Origin of the sequence: Caulobacter sp. Root1455 (genome assembly GCF_001426905.1) — a bacterium.
In the GTDB taxonomy this organism is placed as follows: domain Bacteria; phylum Pseudomonadota; class Alphaproteobacteria; order Caulobacterales; family Caulobacteraceae; genus Caulobacter.
This window is the reverse complement of record NZ_LMFQ01000020.1, coordinates 373134-391283: the sequence shown is the minus strand read 5'-3', so window position 1 is coordinate 391283 and position 18150 is coordinate 373134. Positions and strand designations below refer to the sequence as shown.

The 18150-nt window shown below is 68.3% G+C and carries 17 protein-coding genes; 11 read left to right on the top strand and 6 right to left on the bottom strand.

Going from position 1 to position 18150, the window contains the following annotated elements; all coding sequences use genetic code 11:
• Positions 1 to 251: 251 nt before the first annotated feature.
• The 3 genes from rpoH (at position 252) to ASD21_RS11225 (ending at position 4404) form a co-directional block, all read left to right on the top strand.
• A complete protein-coding gene (rpoH, locus tag ASD21_RS11235; protein WP_056440637.1) occupies positions 252 to 1139 on the top strand; it encodes an RNA polymerase sigma factor RpoH in 888 nt (295 codons plus the stop codon).
• Positions 1140 to 1198: 59 nt separating this feature from the next.
• Entirely contained in the window at positions 1199 to 1900 is a 702-nt protein-coding gene (locus ASD21_RS11230) for an alpha/beta fold hydrolase (RefSeq protein ID WP_056440634.1), read from the top strand.
• Positions 1901 to 2106: 206 nt separating this feature from the next.
• Positions 2107 to 4404, top strand: a complete 2298-nt coding sequence (locus ASD21_RS11225; RefSeq protein WP_056440632.1) for a TonB-dependent receptor plug domain-containing protein — start codon at positions 2107 to 2109, stop codon at positions 4402 to 4404.
• A 97-nt stretch (positions 4405 to 4501) separates the two neighbouring features.
• Here the strand turns inward: ASD21_RS11225 and ASD21_RS11220 are convergent, their stop codons facing one another.
• The 4 genes from ASD21_RS11220 to ASD21_RS11205 form a co-directional block, all read right to left on the bottom strand.
• Positions 4502 to 5311, bottom strand: coding sequence for a response regulator transcription factor (locus ASD21_RS11220; protein WP_156398351.1), 810 nt, complete (start codon positions 5309 to 5311; stop codon positions 4502 to 4504).
• Between the two features lie 93 nt (positions 5312 to 5404).
• On the bottom strand, positions 5405 to 6529 hold the full coding sequence (locus tag ASD21_RS11215; protein ID WP_056440629.1) for a hypothetical protein: 1125 nt from the start codon (positions 6527 to 6529) through the stop codon (positions 5405 to 5407).
• Positions 6530 to 6637: 108 nt separating this feature from the next.
• The gene (locus tag ASD21_RS11210; protein ID WP_056440627.1) at positions 6638 to 7924 is read right to left on the bottom strand and encodes an adenylosuccinate synthase; all 1287 of its coding nucleotides are present in this window, start codon (positions 7922 to 7924) and stop codon (positions 6638 to 6640) included.
• A 120-nt stretch (positions 7925 to 8044) separates the two neighbouring features.
• On the bottom strand, positions 8045 to 8653 hold the full coding sequence (locus tag ASD21_RS11205) for an acyloxyacyl hydrolase (RefSeq protein WP_056440625.1): 609 nt from the start codon (positions 8651 to 8653) through the stop codon (positions 8045 to 8047).
• Between the two features lie 98 nt (positions 8654 to 8751).
• On the opposite strand from ASD21_RS11205, the gene ASD21_RS11200 reads away from it, so the two are divergent.
• Positions 8752 to 9729: a threonine ammonia-lyase gene (locus ASD21_RS11200; protein WP_056440623.1), complete on the top strand. Its 978-nt coding sequence runs from the start codon at positions 8752 to 8754 to the stop codon at positions 9727 to 9729.
• Here the strand turns inward: ASD21_RS11200 and xth are convergent.
• Positions 9726 to 10499, bottom strand: coding sequence for an exodeoxyribonuclease III (xth, locus tag ASD21_RS11195; protein ID WP_200941423.1), 774 nt, complete (start codon positions 10497 to 10499; stop codon positions 9726 to 9728). The genes ASD21_RS11200 and xth overlap by 4 nt on opposite strands.
• 131 nt (positions 10500 to 10630) lie before the next feature.
• Between xth and ASD21_RS11190 the strand changes: the two genes are divergently transcribed.
• From ASD21_RS11190 to ASD21_RS11175, 4 genes are all read left to right on the top strand, one after another.
• Positions 10631 to 12286 (top strand): M28 family metallopeptidase, encoded by a 1656-nt coding sequence (locus tag ASD21_RS11190; RefSeq protein WP_056440619.1) that lies wholly within the window; start codon positions 10631 to 10633, stop codon positions 12284 to 12286.
• 159 nt (positions 12287 to 12445) lie between these two features.
• Positions 12446 to 13834 carry an L-serine ammonia-lyase gene (locus tag ASD21_RS11185; protein ID WP_056440618.1) on the top strand — a complete coding sequence of 463 codons (1389 nt, stop codon included), beginning with the start codon at positions 12446 to 12448 and terminating at the stop codon, positions 13832 to 13834.
• 102 nt (positions 13835 to 13936) lie between these two features.
• Positions 13937 to 14239 carry a hypothetical protein gene (locus ASD21_RS11180; RefSeq protein ID WP_056440616.1) on the top strand — a complete coding sequence of 101 codons (303 nt, stop codon included), beginning with the start codon at positions 13937 to 13939 and terminating at the stop codon, positions 14237 to 14239.
• A 73-nt stretch (positions 14240 to 14312) separates the two neighbouring features.
• Positions 14313 to 15065, top strand: coding sequence for a DUF72 domain-containing protein (locus tag ASD21_RS11175; RefSeq protein ID WP_056440614.1), 753 nt, complete (start codon positions 14313 to 14315; stop codon positions 15063 to 15065).
• 29 nt (positions 15066 to 15094) lie between these two features.
• On the opposite strand, the gene ASD21_RS11170 is transcribed toward ASD21_RS11175, so the two are convergent.
• Entirely contained in the window at positions 15095 to 16111 is a 1017-nt protein-coding gene (locus ASD21_RS11170; RefSeq protein WP_056440612.1) for an NAD-dependent epimerase/dehydratase family protein, read from the bottom strand.
• Between the two features lie 106 nt (positions 16112 to 16217).
• Between ASD21_RS11170 and ASD21_RS11165 the strand changes: the two genes are divergently transcribed.
• The 3 genes from ASD21_RS11165 to ASD21_RS11155 all read left to right on the top strand — a co-directional run bounded on the left by ASD21_RS11165 (position 16218) and on the right by ASD21_RS11155 (position 18093).
• Complete coding sequence (locus tag ASD21_RS11165) at positions 16218 to 17111, top strand: LysR family transcriptional regulator (protein ID WP_056440610.1); 894 nt, start codon at positions 16218 to 16220, stop codon at positions 17109 to 17111.
• A 96-nt stretch (positions 17112 to 17207) separates the two neighbouring features.
• Positions 17208 to 17747, top strand: a complete 540-nt coding sequence (locus tag ASD21_RS11160; RefSeq protein WP_056440608.1) for a hypothetical protein — start codon at positions 17208 to 17210, stop codon at positions 17745 to 17747.
• Between the two features lie 34 nt (positions 17748 to 17781).
• Entirely contained in the window at positions 17782 to 18093 is a 312-nt protein-coding gene (locus ASD21_RS11155; protein WP_056440607.1) for a hypothetical protein, read from the top strand.
• Positions 18094 to 18150: the final 57 nt, after the last annotated feature.

The following is an 18150-nucleotide window of genomic DNA, read 5'->3' as shown; positions in this document are numbered from 1 at the left end:
ATTGCCCCCATCTGGGCAAGCCCGCCGGGCCGCCTTCGCATGACGTAGCGTCGCAAGGCATTTTGCGCTTGAAATTATGAGAATGAACGTTCATTCTCACTTTCGAAGCGCCAATACCCGAGTCCGGGTGTCGGACATTACAAATACGTTATCGACCTTACCTTAGCCGCAACCCATTCCTATCTGACCCATTCGGTGGGGATGATGGCGCGCGGTTGACGGGCGGGTCCACACCAAGGGGATGGTTTTCCATGGCCGTGAATTCACTATCGGTGATGTCGCCGGATGGCGGCCTGTCGCGTTATCTCACCGAAATCCGCAAGTTCCCGATGCTGGCCAAGGACGAGGAGTTCATGCTCGCCCAACGCTGGAAAGAGCATCAGGATTCCGAAGCCGCCCACAAGATGGTCACCAGCCACCTGCGTCTGGTGGCCAAGATCGCCATGGGCTATCGCGGCTACGGCCTGCCGATCGGCGAGGTGATCTCCGAGGGCAATGTCGGCCTGATGCAGGCCGTCAAGAAATTCGAGCCCGACAAGGGCTTCCGCCTGGCCACCTACGCCATGTGGTGGATCCGCGCCTCGATCCAGGAATACATCCTGCGTTCGTGGTCGCTGGTGAAGATGGGCACGACCGCCGCGCAGAAGAAGCTGTTCTTCAACCTGCGCAAGGCCAAGAGCCAGATCGAGGCCTTCCAGGACGGCGACCTGCGTCCCGACCAGGTCAGCGCCATCGCCACCAAGCTGGGCGTGCTGGACAGCGAGGTCATCTCGATGAACCGCCGCCTGGGCGGTCCCGACGCCTCGCTGAACGCGCCGCTGCGCGCCGACGGCGAGAGCGAGTGGCAGGACTGGCTGGCCGACGAGGACCAGGTTTCGCAAGAGACCGTGGTCGCCGAGAACCAGGAAAAGTCGCTGCGGATGAGCCTGCTCGAGGAGGCCATGGTCGAGCTCACCGATCGTGAGCGCCACATCCTCACCGAGCGGCGCCTGAAGGACGACCCGACCACCCTGGAAGACCTGGCCTCGCAATACGGCGTCAGCCGCGAGCGGGTCCGCCAGATCGAGGTCCGCGCCTTCGAGAAGCTGCAGAAGTCGATGCGCGAAGCCGCCATCGCCAAGAACATGGTCGAAGCCTAGAACGGCTTGAACCCTAAGAACTGGAGCGCCCCGGATCGCAAGGTCCGGGGCGTTTTTCGATGATCGATCCCCGGCCCCAACTCCTGCTCCTGCCCGGCCTGCTGAACGACGCCGAGCTGTGGCGCGACCAGGTCAGCGGCCTGGCCGACGTCGCCCGCTGCCAGGTCCCCGACCTGACGCGCGGCGAGAGCCTCCGCGAACTGGCCGAGCAGGTGCTGGCCGACGCCGAGCCGACCTTCGCCCTGGCCGGGTTCTCTATGGGCGGCTACGTGGCCCAGGAGATCGCCCGCCTCGCGCCCGAGCGCATCGAACGCCTGGCCTTGATCGACACCGCCATCCGCGCCGACACCCCCGAACGCGCCGCCCAGCGCCGGGCCGTCAACGCCGCGGCCGCCCATGAGGGAGCCTTCCTGGGCGTCGCCGACCGGCTGATGGCCAGCTATGTCGACGCCTCGCGGCTCGAAGACAAGGACCTGACCGGCCGCATCCAGGCCATGACCCAGCGGCTGGGCCGCGAGGTGTTCCTGCGCCAGAACGCCCTGCCCCGCGAGGACGGCGCGGCCGCCCTGCGGGCCCTGCGCCGCCCGATCGTCATCATCTGCGGCGAGCACGACGCCATCACCCCGCTGGCCGGCCAGCACGAGATGGCCCACGCCATCGGCTGCTCGCACATGGTGATCATCCCGAACGCGGGCCACATGACGCCGATGGAAGCGCCCGAGGCGGTCAACGCCGCCTTGCGCCGCTGGCTGGCGCGCTAGGGACCGCTTCGGCGCCGGTCGCGCCCAGACTCGCCACGCCCTGGCCGCCCGGACCATCAGGGCACAGATTTCCTCAACCCTCACAAAACCGCAGCAAAAGCTTCAGACAAACATCACTGGAAGCCTAAGCACGGCGAAACTATGCCCCTTCGCGTGAAAACACGCGGACGACCCCGAAATCGGGACGCCGTGAGGGGGATGTCTCGATGAAGAAGACCGCACTGTTCGCCTTGGCCGCGCTCGCGCCCATGACCCTGGCCGCCGGAGTCTCGACGACCGCTTGGGCCGCCGACGCCGACGCGCCGATCGCCACGGCCGCCGAGGCGCCGACCATCGCATCGGAACTGGTCGTCCAGGCCCAGATCGCCTATCGCAACCGCACCGACCAGGCCGCCCCGGTCCTCGACTACGGCCTGGACTACTTCCAGCGCTTCGAGCCCCTGACCGCCGGCGACGCCCTCAAGCGCGTGCCCAGCGTGGCCTTCCTGTCGGACGTGCTGGAATCGGATGGGGTGCGCCTGCGCGGCCTGGACCCCGCCTACACCCAGATCCTGATCAACGGCGAGAAGGTCCCCGGCGCCGGCTCGGGCTCGGGCGCGTTCGGCTCGGGCGCGGACTCGGCCTTCTTCGTCGACCGCATCCCCGCCGAACTGATCGACCGCATCGAGATCGTCCGCAGCGCCTCGGCCAACCGTAGCGGCGACGCCGTGGCCGGCGCGCTGAACATCGTGCTGCGCGACGCCTACGCCCTGGACGGCGGCTTCGTGCGCCTGGGCGCCCTGATGTTCGACGACAAGCGCATCCGCGAAACCGTCGGCGGCGTCTGGGGCGGCCAGGTCGGCCCCGGCCGCCTGCTGGTCGGCGCCAACATCCAGGGCCGCCGCAACCCCAAGAACAAGCTCAGCCTTCGCTATGACGAACCGGGCGCGCCGATCAACAACAGCGAAGTCCAGACGGACGTGCGCAACGGCACCGACTACTCGTTCAACGCCAGCTACCAGACCCCGCTGGCCGGCGGCGACCTGGACCTGAGCGGCTTCTATGTCCACACCGACCGCTACCAGAACGAAGACTCGATCGAGTACAACAAGGGCATCCGCACCAACGCCAACCTATCGACCCTGAACGACAACGACGTCGACATCGATCAGGACAGCTACTCGATCAACGGCAAGTACAGCCACGAGATGGCCGGCGGCACGACCAGCGTGAAGCTGGGCTACGCTTCGTTCAAGGATCAGGAGGCCGAGTTCGAGGACGAAACGGAGTACCTGCGCGACGCTACCCCCTATCCGGACGGCGACCGCATCACTCGCGACAAGTCCAGGACCGACCTGGAGGACACCGAGTTCTCCGCCAAGCTCGAGCACAAGCGCGACCTCTCCGAAGGCGTGCGGCTGCAGTTCGGCGTCCAGTACGAGAAGAAGCAGCGCGACCTGCTGGTCACCGAGGTTCCGCGCAACCGCTACAACCTGCCCAACGCCAATCCGCCGCCCTTCGGCGCCTATGCGGCGATCGACGGCGGCGACGCGGCGTTCGAGCAGACCCGCCTGGACCCTTATGTGATGCTGGACGGCAAGTCGGGCGCGCTGAAGTGGGAAGCCGGCCTGCGCTACGAGACCACCGACGTCAGCCTGCAGGACCGCACGGTCCCCTCGACCACCGACACCGACTACAACGTCCTGCTGCCGTCGGCGTCGTTGCGCTACAACCTCACCGCCGACGATCAGCTCTACGTCTCGGGCGCGCGCACCATCCGCCGTCCCAGCTTCGACTACCTATCCCCGGCCCTGCTGACCGCCGAGCTGGGCGACAATGACTTCATCGGCAATCCGCAACTGAAGCCGGAAACCGCCTGGGGCCTGGACGTCGGTTACGAGCATCGGATGGACAAGCAGGGCGTGGCCGGGGTCAACGTCTTCTACCGCAAGGTCTCGGACCTGATCGAACTGAGCAACACCGGCGCGCAAGGCGACGAGGGTCCCGGCACGTTCGTCTACTCGGCCCGCAACACCGGCGACGGCAAGGTCTGGGGCGTCGAGTTCGACCTGTCGACGCCACTGACGGCGATCGGCCTGGAGAACACCGGCGTGTTCCTGAACTACTCGTGGCTCGACAGCGACGTGAACGACGAGTTCGGCTCACGCAAGTTCAACAGCCAGTCGGACTACGTGCTGAACGTCGGCTTCATCCAGGACATCCCGACGTGGGGCGCGGCGTTCGGGGCCACCTATCGCAAGCAGGGCGAGGCCTACAGCCGCGTCGTGGGCGAGGAAGTGACCACCACCTATGACGGCGACCTGGAGATCTTCCTCGAAAAGCGGATCGGCAAGGACCTGACCATCCGCCTGACCGGCTCCAACCTGCTGGACGCCGAGAAAAAGGAGACCTTCAACAAGTTCACCACCATCGAAGACCAGACCGACCGCGGCTTCGACGAGTACGAAATCGAGCGCGAGAACGCCGGTCCGGTGTTCCAGCTGATCGCCCGCCTGGCTTTCTAACCCGCGGCGCGATCCGGAACGACGAAGGGCGGCGTCCGCGGACGCCGCCCTTTTTCGTGGTCGATCCCCAGGGCGCCGCCGGAATTCTTGGACGGCGTCAGGCGACCTCGAGGGTCGCACGGCCGCTCTTGCCGTCATCGATCAGGAAACCCATCACGACGTCGATGCGCTTGACCAGTTCGACCCGCGCCGTACCGCCGGTCATGCAAGCGCCCAGGGCGGCGGCGGCCTCGACCAGACGCGCGTCCTTCAGCGTTTCCCCGACCTTCTTGAGCTCCACGGCCTGGGCGGCCAGGGCGCGCCGCGCCTGGGCCGGATCGCTGTCCAGCGCCTGGGCGGCCGACTTGACGATGCGCAGAGCCTGCGACAGGCGGGCCGCGGGCGCGCCGCTGGCGTCGGCCTTGCGCTTGCGTGGTCCATTGTACTCGGCCGAGTTGAAGCGGCGGCGATCGGGTCCGACATATTGCACCGCCTCGACCCAGTCGCGAGGCTTCAGCGTCACCGCCTCGAGCCGGCGTTCCAGATCCTTGATCGTGAACGGCTTGCGCATGAACTCGTGGATGCCCGCGTCGCGAGCCCCGAAGATCGCCTCGGCCGTCGCCTCGGCGGTGCACATGATGATCGGGTTCTCGCGGCAGGCCAGATCGCTGCGGCGGATCTTGCGGGCCAGGGCCAGGCCGTCGCAGCCGGAGGAGGCATGCTCGACGAAGAACAGCATCGGGTCGATGGTGCGGGCCATGCCCCAGCCGGCCTCGATGGTCGGGGCGTTGAAGATCTGGATGTGGCCGCCCACGTGGCGCAGATGGTCGGCGAGCAGGCGCCCGGCGGCCGGGTGCGGGTCGACGATCAGCACGCGCTGCATCTTCGCCGCGATACGCTGCAGGGTGCGGATATTGCCGTCGAACACGGGACCCGGGCGCTCCAAAAGTCTTTCGTCCGCATCTTAGGCGGCCGATAGTAAAAATCCGCTTGATGGCGACATGTCGCGCCAGGGCGTTCGTCAGACGGCCAAATTGGCGCTCAGGCCCGAGTCGAAGTCCTGCAGGATATCGAAGGCATCGTCGATGTCGGCGATCAGCGGCGCGCCTTGCGGGAACCGATAGCGCCAGAAGCTGGCGATATGGGCGATCACCCCGACCCGCTCGCCCAGCGACAGGAATCTCTCGGGCGCGCGCTGCAGGAAATCACGGAATCCGTGGGGATTGCCCTCATCGATCAGGCCGTCGAAGGCCCGGTCATAGACGGCCAACGTCCGCATGATCGCCTTGCGCTCGACGATGAGGCCTTGCCTTAGCCGCTTGCGAAGGTCGTCGATGGAGCGCTGGGCGTCGTCGTCGCGGTTGCCGTTGACCTTCAGCCGAGAGATCTCGTCGCCTACGGTCTCAAGTTCCGACCACAGCCGTGTCAGCGTCCATTTGTAGTAGAGGAAGCCCTTCCAGCTGAAGACGCCTTCCTTGAAGCTCTCGCCGTCCATCACCAGGGTCTTGCGCAGCGGCTCCAGCCGCTCGTCGACGTCGGTCGACAGCAGGGCCTCGACCAGGCGGGCGGCATGGGCCCCGGGCGCGACCCGGCCGGCGTGGCGAAAGGCCAGGTCGATGAGTTGCGAGATCTGGACCGACACGAAGCTCTGCATCTGCTCCATGTCCGCGCCCGACAGCGAAAAATAGCTGGGCGCCACCGACAGGCCGTGGCGGCGCAGATGCTCGCGCAGCAGGAACGGGTCCAGGGACGGAAGCTTGTCGATCAGGCGCAGCGTCGCGATATCGCGCGCCATGTCGGTGTGTTCGTTGCAGGCTTCGCGCAGCAGATCCGCCCAGCCGCGCTGCCCCACGAAGAACGACTGGCCGCCCAGGCCCAGGTCGCTGCGCTCGAACGGGATGATGACCTTGGTGGCGTTCGGCCGCACCTCGTCGAACAGGAAGATGTCGTCGGCCCGCAGGCGGTGCTTGACCAGCAGGGCGGAGTTGAGGATGCGGTTGCGGAACAACGGCGCCTCGGCGTGTTCCGGCCGGTGGCCGCTGCGGGTCTCGATGGCCAGCAGGTTGAGCACGCGGCTGGTCGACGCCTCGCGATCAAGCGCCCGCAGGCTGCGCGTCAGCCGATCCGCCTTGTTGGCGGACTTCATTAAACGACGCGCAACGGCCAATGACGGCGGACCTTCCCAAGAGAAGCCGCCGTCATAGGCCCGGGCCTGCTAAGCAATCGCTAATCGGACCCGAAATAGCTGGGCGGATCAGCCCTGGAACGGGTCGCGCATCAGGATGGTGTCGTCCCGCTCGGGGCTGGTCGACAGCAGGGCCACCGGGGCGCCGATCAGTTCCTCGACGCGGCGCACATACTTGATGGCGTTGGCGTTGAGGTCCTTGAACGAGCGGGCGCCGGCGGTGCTTTCGCTCCAGCCTTCCATTTCCTCGTAGATCGGTACCGCCGCGGCCTGGTCGCGCATGCCGGCCGGCAGATAGTCGACCTCGCGGTCGCCGATCCTGTAGCCGACGCAGATCTTCAGGGTCTTCAGGCCGTCCAGCACGTCCAGCTTGGTCAGGGCGATGCCGTCGATGCCGTTGATGGCCACCGACTGGCGCACCAGCACCGCGTCGAACCAGCCGCAGCGACGCGCCCGGCCGGTGTTGACGCCCACTTCGCGGCCCACCGTCGACAGGTGCTTGCCGACCTCGTCGTCCAGCTCACAGGCGAACGGGCCTTCGCCGACCCGGGTGGTGTAGGCCTTGACGATGCCCAGCACATAGCCTGGGCCCTTGGGACCCATGCCCGAACCGGCGGCGGCCTGGCCGGCGACGGTGTTGGACGAGGTGACGAACGGGTAGGTGCCGTGGTCGACGTCCAGCAGCGCGCCTTGGGCGCCTTCGAACAGGATGCGCTTGCCGGCCTTGTGGGCCTGGTCCAGCAGGCGCCAGGCCGGCTGGGCGTAGGCCAGGATCTTCGGCGCGATCTCCATCAGTTGGTCGAACAGCGCCTCGCCGTCGGCCTCCGGCAGGCCCAGGCCCCGGCGCAGGGCGCCGTGGTGGCTGAGCAGGCGTTCGATCTTGGGTTTCAGGGCCTCGGGATCGGCCAGGTCGGCCACACGGATGGCGCGGCGGCCGACCTTGTCCTCGTAGGCCGGACCGATGCCGCGGCCGGTGGTGCCGATCTTCTGGCTGGAGGCGGCCTCACGACCCTGGTCCAGGTCCTTGTGCAGCGGCAGGATCAGGGTGGCGTTGTCGGCCAGCACCAGAAGGTCGGGGCCGATGATCACGCCTTGCTCGGCGATCTTGGCGATCTCGCCCAGCAGGTGCCAGGGATCGACGACCACGCCGTTGCCGATGACCGACAGCTTGCCCTGCACGACGCCCGACGGCAGCAGGGCCAGCTTATAGACCTTGCCGTCGACCACCAGGGTGTGGCCGGCGTTATGGCCGCCCTGGAAACGAACGACGACATCGGCCCGGTTGGACAGCCAGTCGACGATCTTGCCCTTGCCCTCGTCACCCCATTGGGCGCCGACAACGGTCACATTGGCCATGTTCAGATATGCCTTATCACCTGCCGAAAGGCGCCCGCGGCCCTTCGACAGGACTCGGCGGCGGACGTTTCATCTCTTGTGATCGGCGTGACGGCCCGCCTTCGAAGGGGGCCGTCCGGTTCAGAACTTGTAGACCAGCCGGACCCCGGCGTCGTCAAGCCCCTGGTTCTTGCCTTGGTGGAAGACCTGGCCGTTCGACAGGTGGACGTAGCTGAGTTCGCCCGACCAGTGGTCGTTGAAGTCGTAGCCCAGGGCCAGTTCCGGCTCGAACAGCACCTTCGAACCGAAATCGATGCGGGTGTAGTAGAGCTCGGTGCGGCGGGCGCGCTCTTCCGGAGTCAGGTTCGGGGCGTTGGCGGGCGGCAAGCCGGCCTTGCCGTCGGTATAGGCCAGGCCCATGCCCGGACGCAGGTAGAAGCCGCCCGGCTTGCCCAGGTTGATCTTCCAGTCGAAGCCCGCGGCCACGAAGTTGGAGGTGTTCTCGCTGTTGACCGACAGCATGGCGTGCACCTGGGGCTTGCCCAGCCAGCGCAGGCTTTCGATCTTGTTGGTGCGATAGCCCAGATGGACGTCCACGCCGTCCTCGCGGCCCGCGGCGCCCAGGCCGACCGCGTTTCCGACGAAGGTGACGTCGTGCTTGTAGACGCCGATGAAGGCTTCCCCGGCGAAGGCGGGCGCGGCGACGGCCACGGCGGCGCAGGCCGCGGCGGCGAACAAGGCTTTCTTCACGGAAGGCTCCCCAGCGATATCGTGTGTCCTCTTATCCCGTGAACGACGCTGCTCGCAAAGGGTTTCGGCGCCGCTTTGGGGACGGTAGACGTTCCTGCATGAGCATCGACCTTTCCGACATCCAAGCCGCCGCCGCCCGCCTTGAGGGCCGGGCCGTCCGCACTCCGCTGATCGAGAGCCCGGCGCTGAACGAGCGCCTTGGGGGCCGGGTGCTGATCAAGCCCGAGACCCTGCAACGGGCCGGGGCTTTCAAGTTCCGCGGCGCCTACAACCGCCTGTCCCAGCTGAGCGGCGACGAGCGCAAGCGTGGGGTGGTGGCCTTCTCGTCGGGCAACCACGCCCAGGGCGTGGCCCTGGCGGCCCAGCTGCTGGGCTGCCCCGCCCTGATCGTCATGCCGTCCGACTCCCCGAAGGTGAAGGTCGAGGGCACGCGCGGCTTCGGGGCGCAGATCCGGTTCTACGACCGCTTCACCGAGGACCGCGTCGCCATCGCCAAGGAGATCGCCGACGAGCGCGGCTGCGTGGTCGTGCCGTCCTACGACGACCCGCACATCATCGCCGGCCAGGGCACGGCCGGACTGGAGATCGTCGAACAGGCGCGGGCGTTGGGCGTGGCGCTGGACAAGGTGCTCTCGCCCGTCGGCGGCGGCGGGTTGATCGCCGGCGTCTCGACGGCGGTCAAGGCGCTGTCGCCGGCGACGGAAGTCTGGGGCGCCGAGCCGGCCGGCTTCGACGAGACCCGGCGTTCTCTCGCCTCAGGCAAGCGGGAAACCATCGACGAAGGGGCCCGCTCGATCTGCGACGCCCTGCTGACCCCGATCCCCGGCGAGCTGACCTGGCCGATCAACAGCCGTAACCTCAGCGGCGTCGTGGCGGTCACCGACGCCGAGGTGGCCGAGGCGATGCGCTATGCGTTCTCGACACTGAAGTTGGTGATCGAACCCGGCGGCTGCGTGGCCTTGACGGCGGCCCTGACCGGCAAGATCGACCTGAAGGGCCGGACGGCGGCCATCGTCTGCTCGGGCGGCAACGTGGACCCGGCGTTGTACGCGCGCATCCTGAACGGCGAGCTCTAGAGGTCCAACGCGATCCAGGTCGGCGCGTGGTCGCTCGCGTCCTCCTCGCCGCGCGGCCAGCGGTCGACGCCTGCGTCGACCAGTCGCTCGGCAAGGTCCGGCGTCAGCAGCAGGTGGTCCAGGCGCAGGCCTTTGTCGTTGGGCCAGCGGTTGCGCAGATAGGCCCAGAACGTCCACAGCGGCCCGTCGGGATGGACGGCGCGGAGAGCGTCCGTCCAGCCCTGGTCGAGCAGGGCGCGGTAGGCGGCGCGGACTTCCGGCTGCAGCAGGGCGTCGTCCTTCCAGCTGTGCGGCTGGTAGATGTCGGCCTCGGTCGGCACGACATTGTAGTCGCCCGCCAGCACGACCGGCGCGCCCGAGGCGCGCAGGTCGGCGGCGTGAGCGATCAGCCGCGTGAACCAGGCCAGCTTGTAGTCGAACTTCGGACCGGGTCGCGGATTGCCGTTGGGCAGGTAGAGCGAGGCGACCAGCACCCCGTTGACGGCCGCCTCGATATAGCGGGCCTGGCTGTCCTCGCGATCGCCAGGCAAGGCGGTGCGGGTAACGACCGGCTCGGCCCCGCGCGCCAGGATCGCCACGCCGTTCCAGTTGCGCTGCCCCTTCCAGACCGCGTGGTAACCCATCTGGGCCAGCGGCTCGGCGGGAAACCAGCCCTGTTCGGCCTTCAACTCCTGCAGGCAGACCACGTCCGGCTCGGCCTCGGCCAGCCAGGCGACGAGGTTGTCGAGCCGCTTGACGACGTTGTTGATGTTGAAGGTGGCGATCTTCACGGGGTCCAAACGCGGCACGGCGCGGGACGGTCCCTCGCGGCGTTTTCGGACGAAGTCGGAGGATGACGCGCGCGGCGCCTGCGGCTAGGGTCCGCTCCAACGATCAAGATCTGCTCCAAAAGAGAGACCCGATGAAACGCCTGCTGCTCGCGACCGCCCTGTTCGCCGTTCCCATGCTGGCTTACGCGGCCGACGCGCCCAAGATCGACCCCGCCAAGCTGTCGGCCCACGTCAAGGTGCTGTCGTCGGACGCGTTCGAGGGCCGCGGCCCGGCCACGGCCGGCGAGACCAAGTCGGTCGGCTACATCGTCGACCAGATGAAGGCCATCGGGCTGGAGCCGGCCGGCGACCCCCAGAAGGACGGAACCCGCGCCTGGACCCAGGACGTGCCGCTGGCTAAGTTCGACATCAAGGGCCCGGTCGCCGCCCAGTTCACCGTCGGCGGCAAGGCCGTCCCCCTGGCCCAGGGCGAGCAGATCGCCATCCGCGCGGCCATGACCAATGTCGACAGCGTCGCCATCAAGGACGCCCCGATCGTGTTCGTCGGCTATGGGGTGAAGGCTCCGGAGCGCAATTGGGACGACTTCAAGGGCCTGGACGTGAAGGGCAAGATCCTGGTCGTGCTGATCAACGATCCCGACTTCGAAACGGGAACCGGCGACTTCGGCGGCAAGGCCATGACCTATTACGGCCGCTGGACCTACAAGTTCGAGGAAGCCGCCCGCCAGGGCGCCGCCGGGGTGCTGATCGTCCACGAGAGCGCGCCGGCCTCCTACGGCTGGGCGACCGTCAAGAACTCCAACACCAACACGATGTTCGACATCGTCCGCGAGGATCCGGCCAAGAGCCACCCCAGCCTGGAATCGTGGATCCAGCGCGACGTGGCCGTCGACCTCTTCAAGTCGGCCGGACTCGATTTCGACGCGTTGAAGACACAGGCCCAGAGCCGCGACTTCAAGCCGGTGGAGCTGAAGGGCGCGACCTTCTCGGCCGCCTACGCCGTCGACCATTCGGTGATCGTGTCCAAGAACATCGCCGGCCGGATCAAGGGCTCGGCCCGGCCCGACGAGACAGTGATCTACAGCGCCCACTGGGACCACCTGGGCGTCGGCGAGCCGGACGCCAAGGGCGACAAGATCTATAACGGCGCGATCGACAACGCCGACGGGATCGCCGCCATCCTGGAACTGGCCCGCGCCTTCAAGGGCCAGCCGGCTCCGCAGCGCTCGATCCTGTTCCTGGCGGTCACCGCCGAGGAGCGCGGCCTGCTGGGCTCGGAATACTACGCGGCCAACCCGCTGTTCCCGCTGTCCAAGACCGTGAGCGACCTGAACATCGACGCCCTGTCGGCCGCCGGCCCGGCCAAGGACGTCACCACCTCGGGCGACGGCAAGGTCGATCTGCAGGACCTGCTGGTCGCCAAGGCCAAGGCCCACGGCCGCTATTTCACGCCCGATCCCTCGCCCCAGGCCGGCCACTTCTATCGCTCGGACCACTTCCCGTTCGCCAAGCGCGGCGTGCCGGCCATCTCGGTCGGCTCGGGCGAGGATCTGGTCAAGGGCGGCAAGGAAGCCGGCCAGAAGGCGGAAGAGGACTACACCGCCAACCGCTACCACCAGCCGGCCGACGAATGGAGCGCCGACTGGGACCTGACCGGCCAGGCCCAGGACATCGGCCTGTTCTACGAGATCGGCGCCGACCTCGCCAATTCCAAGACCTGGCCGGAATGGCAGGCGGGCTCGGAGTTCAAGGCGCTGCGGGATACGACCAAAGCGGACCGGAAGTAGCTTCTCTGTATTGTCATCCCGGGCGAAGCGAAGCGAAGACCCGGGACCGACGCGTGAACGCATGCGCTTCCGGTGGTCCCGGATCGGCGCGCTTCGCGCTTGTCCGGGATGACAGGATTTGTTGGCGCTCCTCCCCACGCGGGATGAGCGGAGTTTGAAATGACAGCCTCCGTCTTCGATCTGTTCAAGCTGGGCGTTGGCCCGTCGAGCAGCCACACCATGGGGCCGATGACGGCCGCCGGCCGGTTCGTCGGCCGCCTGCGCGAGGCCGGCAAGCTGCCCGACGTCGCCCGGGTCGAGACGCGGCTCTATGCGTCGCTGGCCCTGACCGGCCGCGGCCACGCCACCGACCGGGCGGTGATCCTGGGCCTGATGGGTTTCGTGCCCGCGCGGCTCGATCCCGACGCCGGCGAAGCGGCCCTGGTCGAGGCCGCCGCCAGCCAATGGATCCATCTGGGCGGCGAGAGCGGGATCAAGTTCGACGCCGAGCGCGACATCGTCTGGGCCGGCCACGAACGCCTGCCCCAGCACCCCAACGGGCTCACCTTTACGGCCTTCGACGCCGCTGGCGTCGTCCTCGCCGAGCGCACCTATTTCTCGATCGGCGGCGGCTTCGTGCGCGACGAGAGCGAGATGGGCCGCAACGCCCCGCCGGAGCCGGGTCCCGAGATCCCCCACCCGTTCGAGTCCGGCGCCGACCTGCTGCAGCGGGCCGCCGACGCGGGCCTGTCGATCGCCGGGGTGATGGGCGCCAACGAGCTGGCGCGGATGGACCAGGCCGAGCTGGACGCGGAGCTCGACCGCATCTTCCAGGCCATGGAGGCCTGCATTGATCGTGGGATGCGCGAGACCGGCGTGCTGCCCGGCGGCTTGGCGGTCAAGCGCCGGGCCCGCCAGATCCACCAGACCATCCAAGGCCGCATGGAGCGCCAGATCAGCGATCCGCTGGCGGCCATGGACTACGTCAACCTGTGGGCCATGGCGGTCAACGAGGAGAACGCGGCCGGCGGTCGGGTGGTCACCGCCCCGACCAACGGCGCGGCCGGCCTGATCCCGGCGGTGCTGCGGTTCTACCACCGCTTCCACAACGGCACGCCGCAGGGGGTGCGGGTGTTCCTGCTGACCGCCGCGGCGATCGGCGCGCTCTACAAGCGCAACGCCTCGATCAGCGGAGCCGAGGTCGGCTGCCAGGGCGAGGTGGGGGTGGCCTGCTCGATGGCGGCGGCGGGCCTGTGCGCCGCCCTGGGCGGGACCAACGACCAGATCGAGAACGCCGCCGAGATCGGCATGGAGCACAATCTGGGCCTGACCTGCGACCCGATCGGCGGTCTGGTCCAGATCCCCTGCATCGAGCGCAACGCCATGGGGGCCATCAAGGCCATCGACGCCGCGCGCCTGGCCCTGCTGGGCGACGGGCAACACTCGGTGTCCCTGGACAAGGTGATCGCCACGATGAAGCGCACCGGCGAGGACATGAACGAGATCTACAAGGAGACGTCGCTTGGGGGCCTGGCGGTGGGGCTTTCGGTGAACCGGGTGGAGTGCTGAGGACCTGACCGCCGCAAGGCCCTCCCCCACGGGGGAGGGCCTTTGAACCGGGGGGCGCCTCTAGACGTTAAGCCTCACCATTCCCAACGTCGGAGTCTTCCCATGCGTCTCGCCCTGACCGCCGCCGCCCTCGCCGCCCTCGCCGCCGGCTCGGCCCAGGCCTCGACGCCCGGCTCCTGGAACGACCTACGCGCCCGCTCCGACAAGGCTTGCATCGCCGCCGCCCAGGAACTGCGCAACGTCCGCGTCGCCGCCTATGGCGACACGTTCCAGTCGGTCACCGTCTCCAGCCTCGAAGGCGTCTACAAGCCCCGCCACATGAGGGGCGCGCGTGGCAAGGCCACCTGCGTGTTCGACAAGCGCACCGGCCGCGCCGAGGTGCGGGAACTGCAGGTCCGCCGCTAGCGACCCGCGTTTTCCCGCTTGCCTGTTCTCCCGCGCCTCGCCTAGGGTGCGCGAGAACAGGAAGGGAACACCCATGACCGGAACCATTCGCTGCGGCATCGGCGGCTGGACGTTCGAGCCCTGGCGGGGCGGGCCCTTCTATCCCGACGATCTCAAGCAGAAGGACGAGCTGAAGTACGCCTCGTCAAAGCTGACCAGCATCGAGATCAACGGCACCTACTATTCGACCTTCAAGCCCAACAGCTGGCAGAAGTGGCGCGACGAGACGCCCGACGACTTCGTGTTCGCGGTCAAGGCCAGCCGGTTCTGCACCAACCGCCGGGTGCTCTCCGAGAACAACGACTCGCTGGAGAAATTCCTCGGCCAGGGGCTGGAGGAGCTGGGGCCGAAACTGGGCCCCATCAACTGGCAGTTCATGGCGACCAAGAAGTTCGACCCGGTCGATTTCGAGGGCTTCCTCAAGCTGCTGCCCAAGGAGATCGGTGGTCGGCCGGCGCGTCACGCGCTGGAAGTGCGCAGCCCGACCTTCGCCGACCAGCGGTTCTACGACCTGGCCGCCAAGTACGGGGCGGCCATCGTCTACGCCGTCGACGACGAGGAGCCGACCTGGCCCTGCATCGACGAGCCGACCGCCGACTTCACCTATGCCCGCCTGATGTCCAGCAAGCCGGACGAGCCCACCGGCATGACCTCGGACGAACTGGACGGCATCGCCAAGCAGGCCCAGGCCTGGGCCAAGCGCGGCGACGTCTTCGCCTACTTCATCGCCGGGGCGAAGGTGAGGAACCCAGCCGCCGCCATGGCGCTGATCGAGAAGCTGAAATAGCGCCCCTCAAGGGGTGAGGGCGCACTCCCTCACCCCTCCACCGCCACGCGGCGGGCACCGCCCTGTCGCGCTGGGCGAGGGTTTTCCAAGCACCCCAGCGCCCACAGGCTTGCCCCCACCGCGAAGTCCAGCGGCGTGTGCGGAACCTCCCCCAGGAACGCCTGGAGCTTGCGGTCGTCCAGCACCATCGGTTCGCGCCACAGGTAGCGCATCTCGGCCATCTCGCCGAAGACCCGCACCACCGGCGACAGGGCCACGACCAGCCACCAGGGGAAGCCCATGACCGGCAGCTTGGGCTGCCCGGTCACCCGGCGCACCGAGGCCGCCATCTCGCCCCAGGCCAGCAGGTGGCCGCCGAAGTGAAAGACCTCGAAGGCCGCCAGGCGGTCGGCGCGGTCCAGCAGCCGAGCCATGGTCTCGGCCAGGTCCGGCAGATAGGCCCAGGCGTGGGCCAGCCCCTTGGCGGCGGGTTCGGTCACCGACTTCACCGGCGCGCCCGGCTTGATCACCAGTTGCCCGAACCAGTTGTTGCCGGCGTGCGGCCCGAAGAAGTCGGCGGCCCGGACGATCAGCACCGGCGCGCCCTGCGTCGAAGCCGCCTTCAGCCGCCGCTCCATCTCGACCCGGATCTTGCCCTTGCGGGTGGTCGGGACCTGGGGCGCGGTCTCGTCGATCAGCGGGAAGGTCTCCAGGCCGAAATTGTAGACCGTGCCCGGCAGCAGGATCCGCGCCCCCTCGGCCTTGGCCGCGGCGATGGTGTTGTCGATCATCGGCAGGACCAGCTTGCCCCAGTTCCTGTAGCCGGGCGGATTAGCGGCGTGGACGATCAGGCCGACGCCGCGCGCGGCGCGGGCCACGTCGGCGGCGACCATGGCGTCGCCTTGGATCCATTCGACGCCCGCCAGCTTGGTGTTTTGGGCCGGCTGGGCGCGGCGGGTCAGGGCCCGGACCGTCCAGCCATGGCGGACCAGGGCCGAGGCGGCTTCGCCGCCGATGCCGCCGGTCGCGCCGATCACCAGGGCGATGCGTCGTTCAGTCGTGGTCATGTCGATCTCCGTCGGGTCCGTGAAGGCGGGCTTGATGGCGGGAAGATGCGTCGCGACAAGCCAAACGGGAATTGACGAACCTTCTTGATCTGCCATGCATAAATGCATGAGTGATCCCGACTGGAGCCTGTACCGCGCCTTTCTGGCGGTGATGACCGAAGGCAGCCTGTCGGCCGCCGCCCGGGCCCTGGGCCTGACCCAGCCGACCCTCGGCCGCCAGATCGCCGAGCTGGAGCGCGCCCTGGGCGTGGCGCTGTTCACCCGCTCGCCCCAGGGCCTCAAGCCCACCGACGCCGCCCTCGACCTCGCCCCCCACGCCCAGACCATGGCCGGAGCGGCCAGCGCCCTGGTCCGCGCGGCGTCCGGGGCCGGCGACACCGGGCGCGGCGTGGTCCGCCTGACCGCCAGCGAGATCATCGGCGCCGAAGTGCTGCCGTCGATCCTGGCCGATTTCCGCCCCAAGCACCCCGGCGTGGCGGTCGAGCTGTCGCTGGACAACCAGCAGCAGGATCTGCTGCGCGGGGCGGCCGACATCGCCGTGCGCATGGTGCGCCCCACCCAGGACGCCCTGGTCGCCCGCCGCCTGGCCGACACTCACCTGGGCCTCTACGCCAACCGCCGCTATCTCGAGGCCGAGGGGGTTCCCGGCGCGCTCCATGATCTGAAGGGCCACGCCCTGGTCGGCTTCGACCGCGAGACGCCGTTCCTGCGCGGCCTGATGCAGCGCCTGCCTCTGAACAGGGACGATTTCATCCTGCGGGCCGACAACGACCTGGCCCAGCTGGCCGCCGTCCGCGCCGGATGCGGGGTGGGCTTCATCCAGCACGGCGTGGCCCGCCGCGATCCGGACCTGATCCCCGTCTGTCCCGGTCAGGTCGGCTTTCGCCTGGAGGTCTGGCTGGTCATGCACGAAGACCTGCGCGCCACCCCGCGCATGCGCGCGATGTTCGACCACCTGGCCGAGGGGCTGAGCGCGTTCCTGGCGACGTCGCAGCCCTGAGCGCCATGATCCGCGGCGCGACTGGACGTCGAGGACCGGATCACGCCACTAAGCCAGCCAAGGCGCCACGGGGCGTGGTCCGTCGGGGGAAACGGAATGAAGGTTTCGCGCGCGCTTGCGATGCTGCTGTCGTTGACGGCCGGATCGGCCTTGGCGCAGGACGCGCCGCCCGTCCAGCTTCCCGCCCAGGTGAAGGCGCTGGCGGGATGTTGGGGCGGCGCGGGAGAAGTGATGGGCAAGCCGGTCACGATCGTCCTGTCGGCCAAGCCGATCGTCGAAGGCGCGATGTTCCAGATCGAGGCGGAGAGCCAAGCCAAGGCCGATCCGGCCGACCGCTACGCCGCCCACCTGGTGATCGGAGCCCGCGCGCCCAAGGGGGCCTTTCCGGCGACGCTGACGGGCTATTGGGCCGACAGCTTCGGCGGCGACTACACGGCGACCGGCGCGGGCGCGGTCCGCGAGGACGGCTTCGAGATCGCCTATCCCTATCCGCCCTCCAGCTTTCTGAACCGCTGGACCCTGGCGGGGGACCGGCTGGACTGGCGGATCACCGCGCGCGAGGGCGACAAGGAAGAGCCCTTCGCCCACTACGAGGCGACGCGCATAACGTGCCCCTCGGCCCAAAAACATGGTTAACCGAACCTCAACGCCGTCCCGCTAAACCCCTCACATGCGCCGCGCCCTCGCCAGCCTGCTGATCCTCGCCGCCCTGGCCGGCTCCGCCACGGCCCAGCCGGCCAAGCCCGCGCGCCTGTCGCCCGCGTCCGGCGGCGCCCCCGCCCAGAGCGACAGCCCCGCCCTGCCGCCGCCGTTGATCCCGTTGACCGGCGCATCCCCGAGCCGCGATCCGGACCAGTGCCGCTCGTCCTGCAACCGCACCTATTTCTTCTGCAAGGCCAACGGCGACGACGACGGTTGCCCGACCCAATGGATGCAATGCAAGTCACGCTGCACGGCGACCTATTCGCCGCGCGCCAACTGATCGCCCCGCTGACCCAACGGCAGTTTGACGCCTCGCATAACGCTGATACGTTCACCT

What these genes read in the sequence shown, in the direction of transcription:
- ASD21_RS11155 (WP_056440607.1), top strand. Translation starts at nt 17,782, where the DNA reads ATGCGCCGCGCCCTCGCCAGCCTGCTGATCCTCGCCGCCCTGGCCGGC.
- ASD21_RS11225 (WP_056440632.1), top strand. Translation starts at nt 2,107, where the DNA reads ATGAAGAAGACCGCACTGTTCGCCTTGGCCGCGCTCGCGCCCATGACC.
- rpoH (WP_056440637.1), top strand. Translation starts at nt 252, where the DNA reads ATGGCCGTGAATTCACTATCGGTGATGTCGCCGGATGGCGGCCTGTCG.
- ASD21_RS11160 (WP_056440608.1), top strand. Translation starts at nt 17,208, where the DNA reads ATGAAGGTTTCGCGCGCGCTTGCGATGCTGCTGTCGTTGACGGCCGGA.
- ASD21_RS11210 (WP_056440627.1), bottom strand. Translation starts at nt 7,924, where the DNA reads ATGGCCAATGTGACCGTTGTCGGCGCCCAATGGGGTGACGAGGGCAAG.
- ASD21_RS11185 (WP_056440618.1), top strand. Translation starts at nt 12,446, where the DNA reads ATGACAGCCTCCGTCTTCGATCTGTTCAAGCTGGGCGTTGGCCCGTCG.
- ASD21_RS11200 (WP_056440623.1), top strand. Translation starts at nt 8,752, where the DNA reads ATGAGCATCGACCTTTCCGACATCCAAGCCGCCGCCGCCCGCCTTGAG.
- ASD21_RS11230 (WP_056440634.1), top strand. Translation starts at nt 1,199, where the DNA reads ATGATCGATCCCCGGCCCCAACTCCTGCTCCTGCCCGGCCTGCTGAAC.
- ASD21_RS11175 (WP_056440614.1), top strand. Translation starts at nt 14,313, where the DNA reads ATGACCGGAACCATTCGCTGCGGCATCGGCGGCTGGACGTTCGAGCCC.
- ASD21_RS11165 (WP_056440610.1), top strand. Translation starts at nt 16,218, where the DNA reads ATGAGTGATCCCGACTGGAGCCTGTACCGCGCCTTTCTGGCGGTGATG.
- ASD21_RS11180 (WP_056440616.1), top strand. Translation starts at nt 13,937, where the DNA reads ATGCGTCTCGCCCTGACCGCCGCCGCCCTCGCCGCCCTCGCCGCCGGC.
- ASD21_RS11170 (WP_056440612.1), bottom strand. Translation starts at nt 16,111, where the DNA reads ATGACCACGACTGAACGACGCATCGCCCTGGTGATCGGCGCGACCGGC.
- ASD21_RS11215 (WP_056440629.1), bottom strand. Translation starts at nt 6,529, where the DNA reads ATGAAGTCCGCCAACAAGGCGGATCGGCTGACGCGCAGCCTGCGGGCG.
- ASD21_RS11190 (WP_056440619.1), top strand. Translation starts at nt 10,631, where the DNA reads ATGAAACGCCTGCTGCTCGCGACCGCCCTGTTCGCCGTTCCCATGCTG.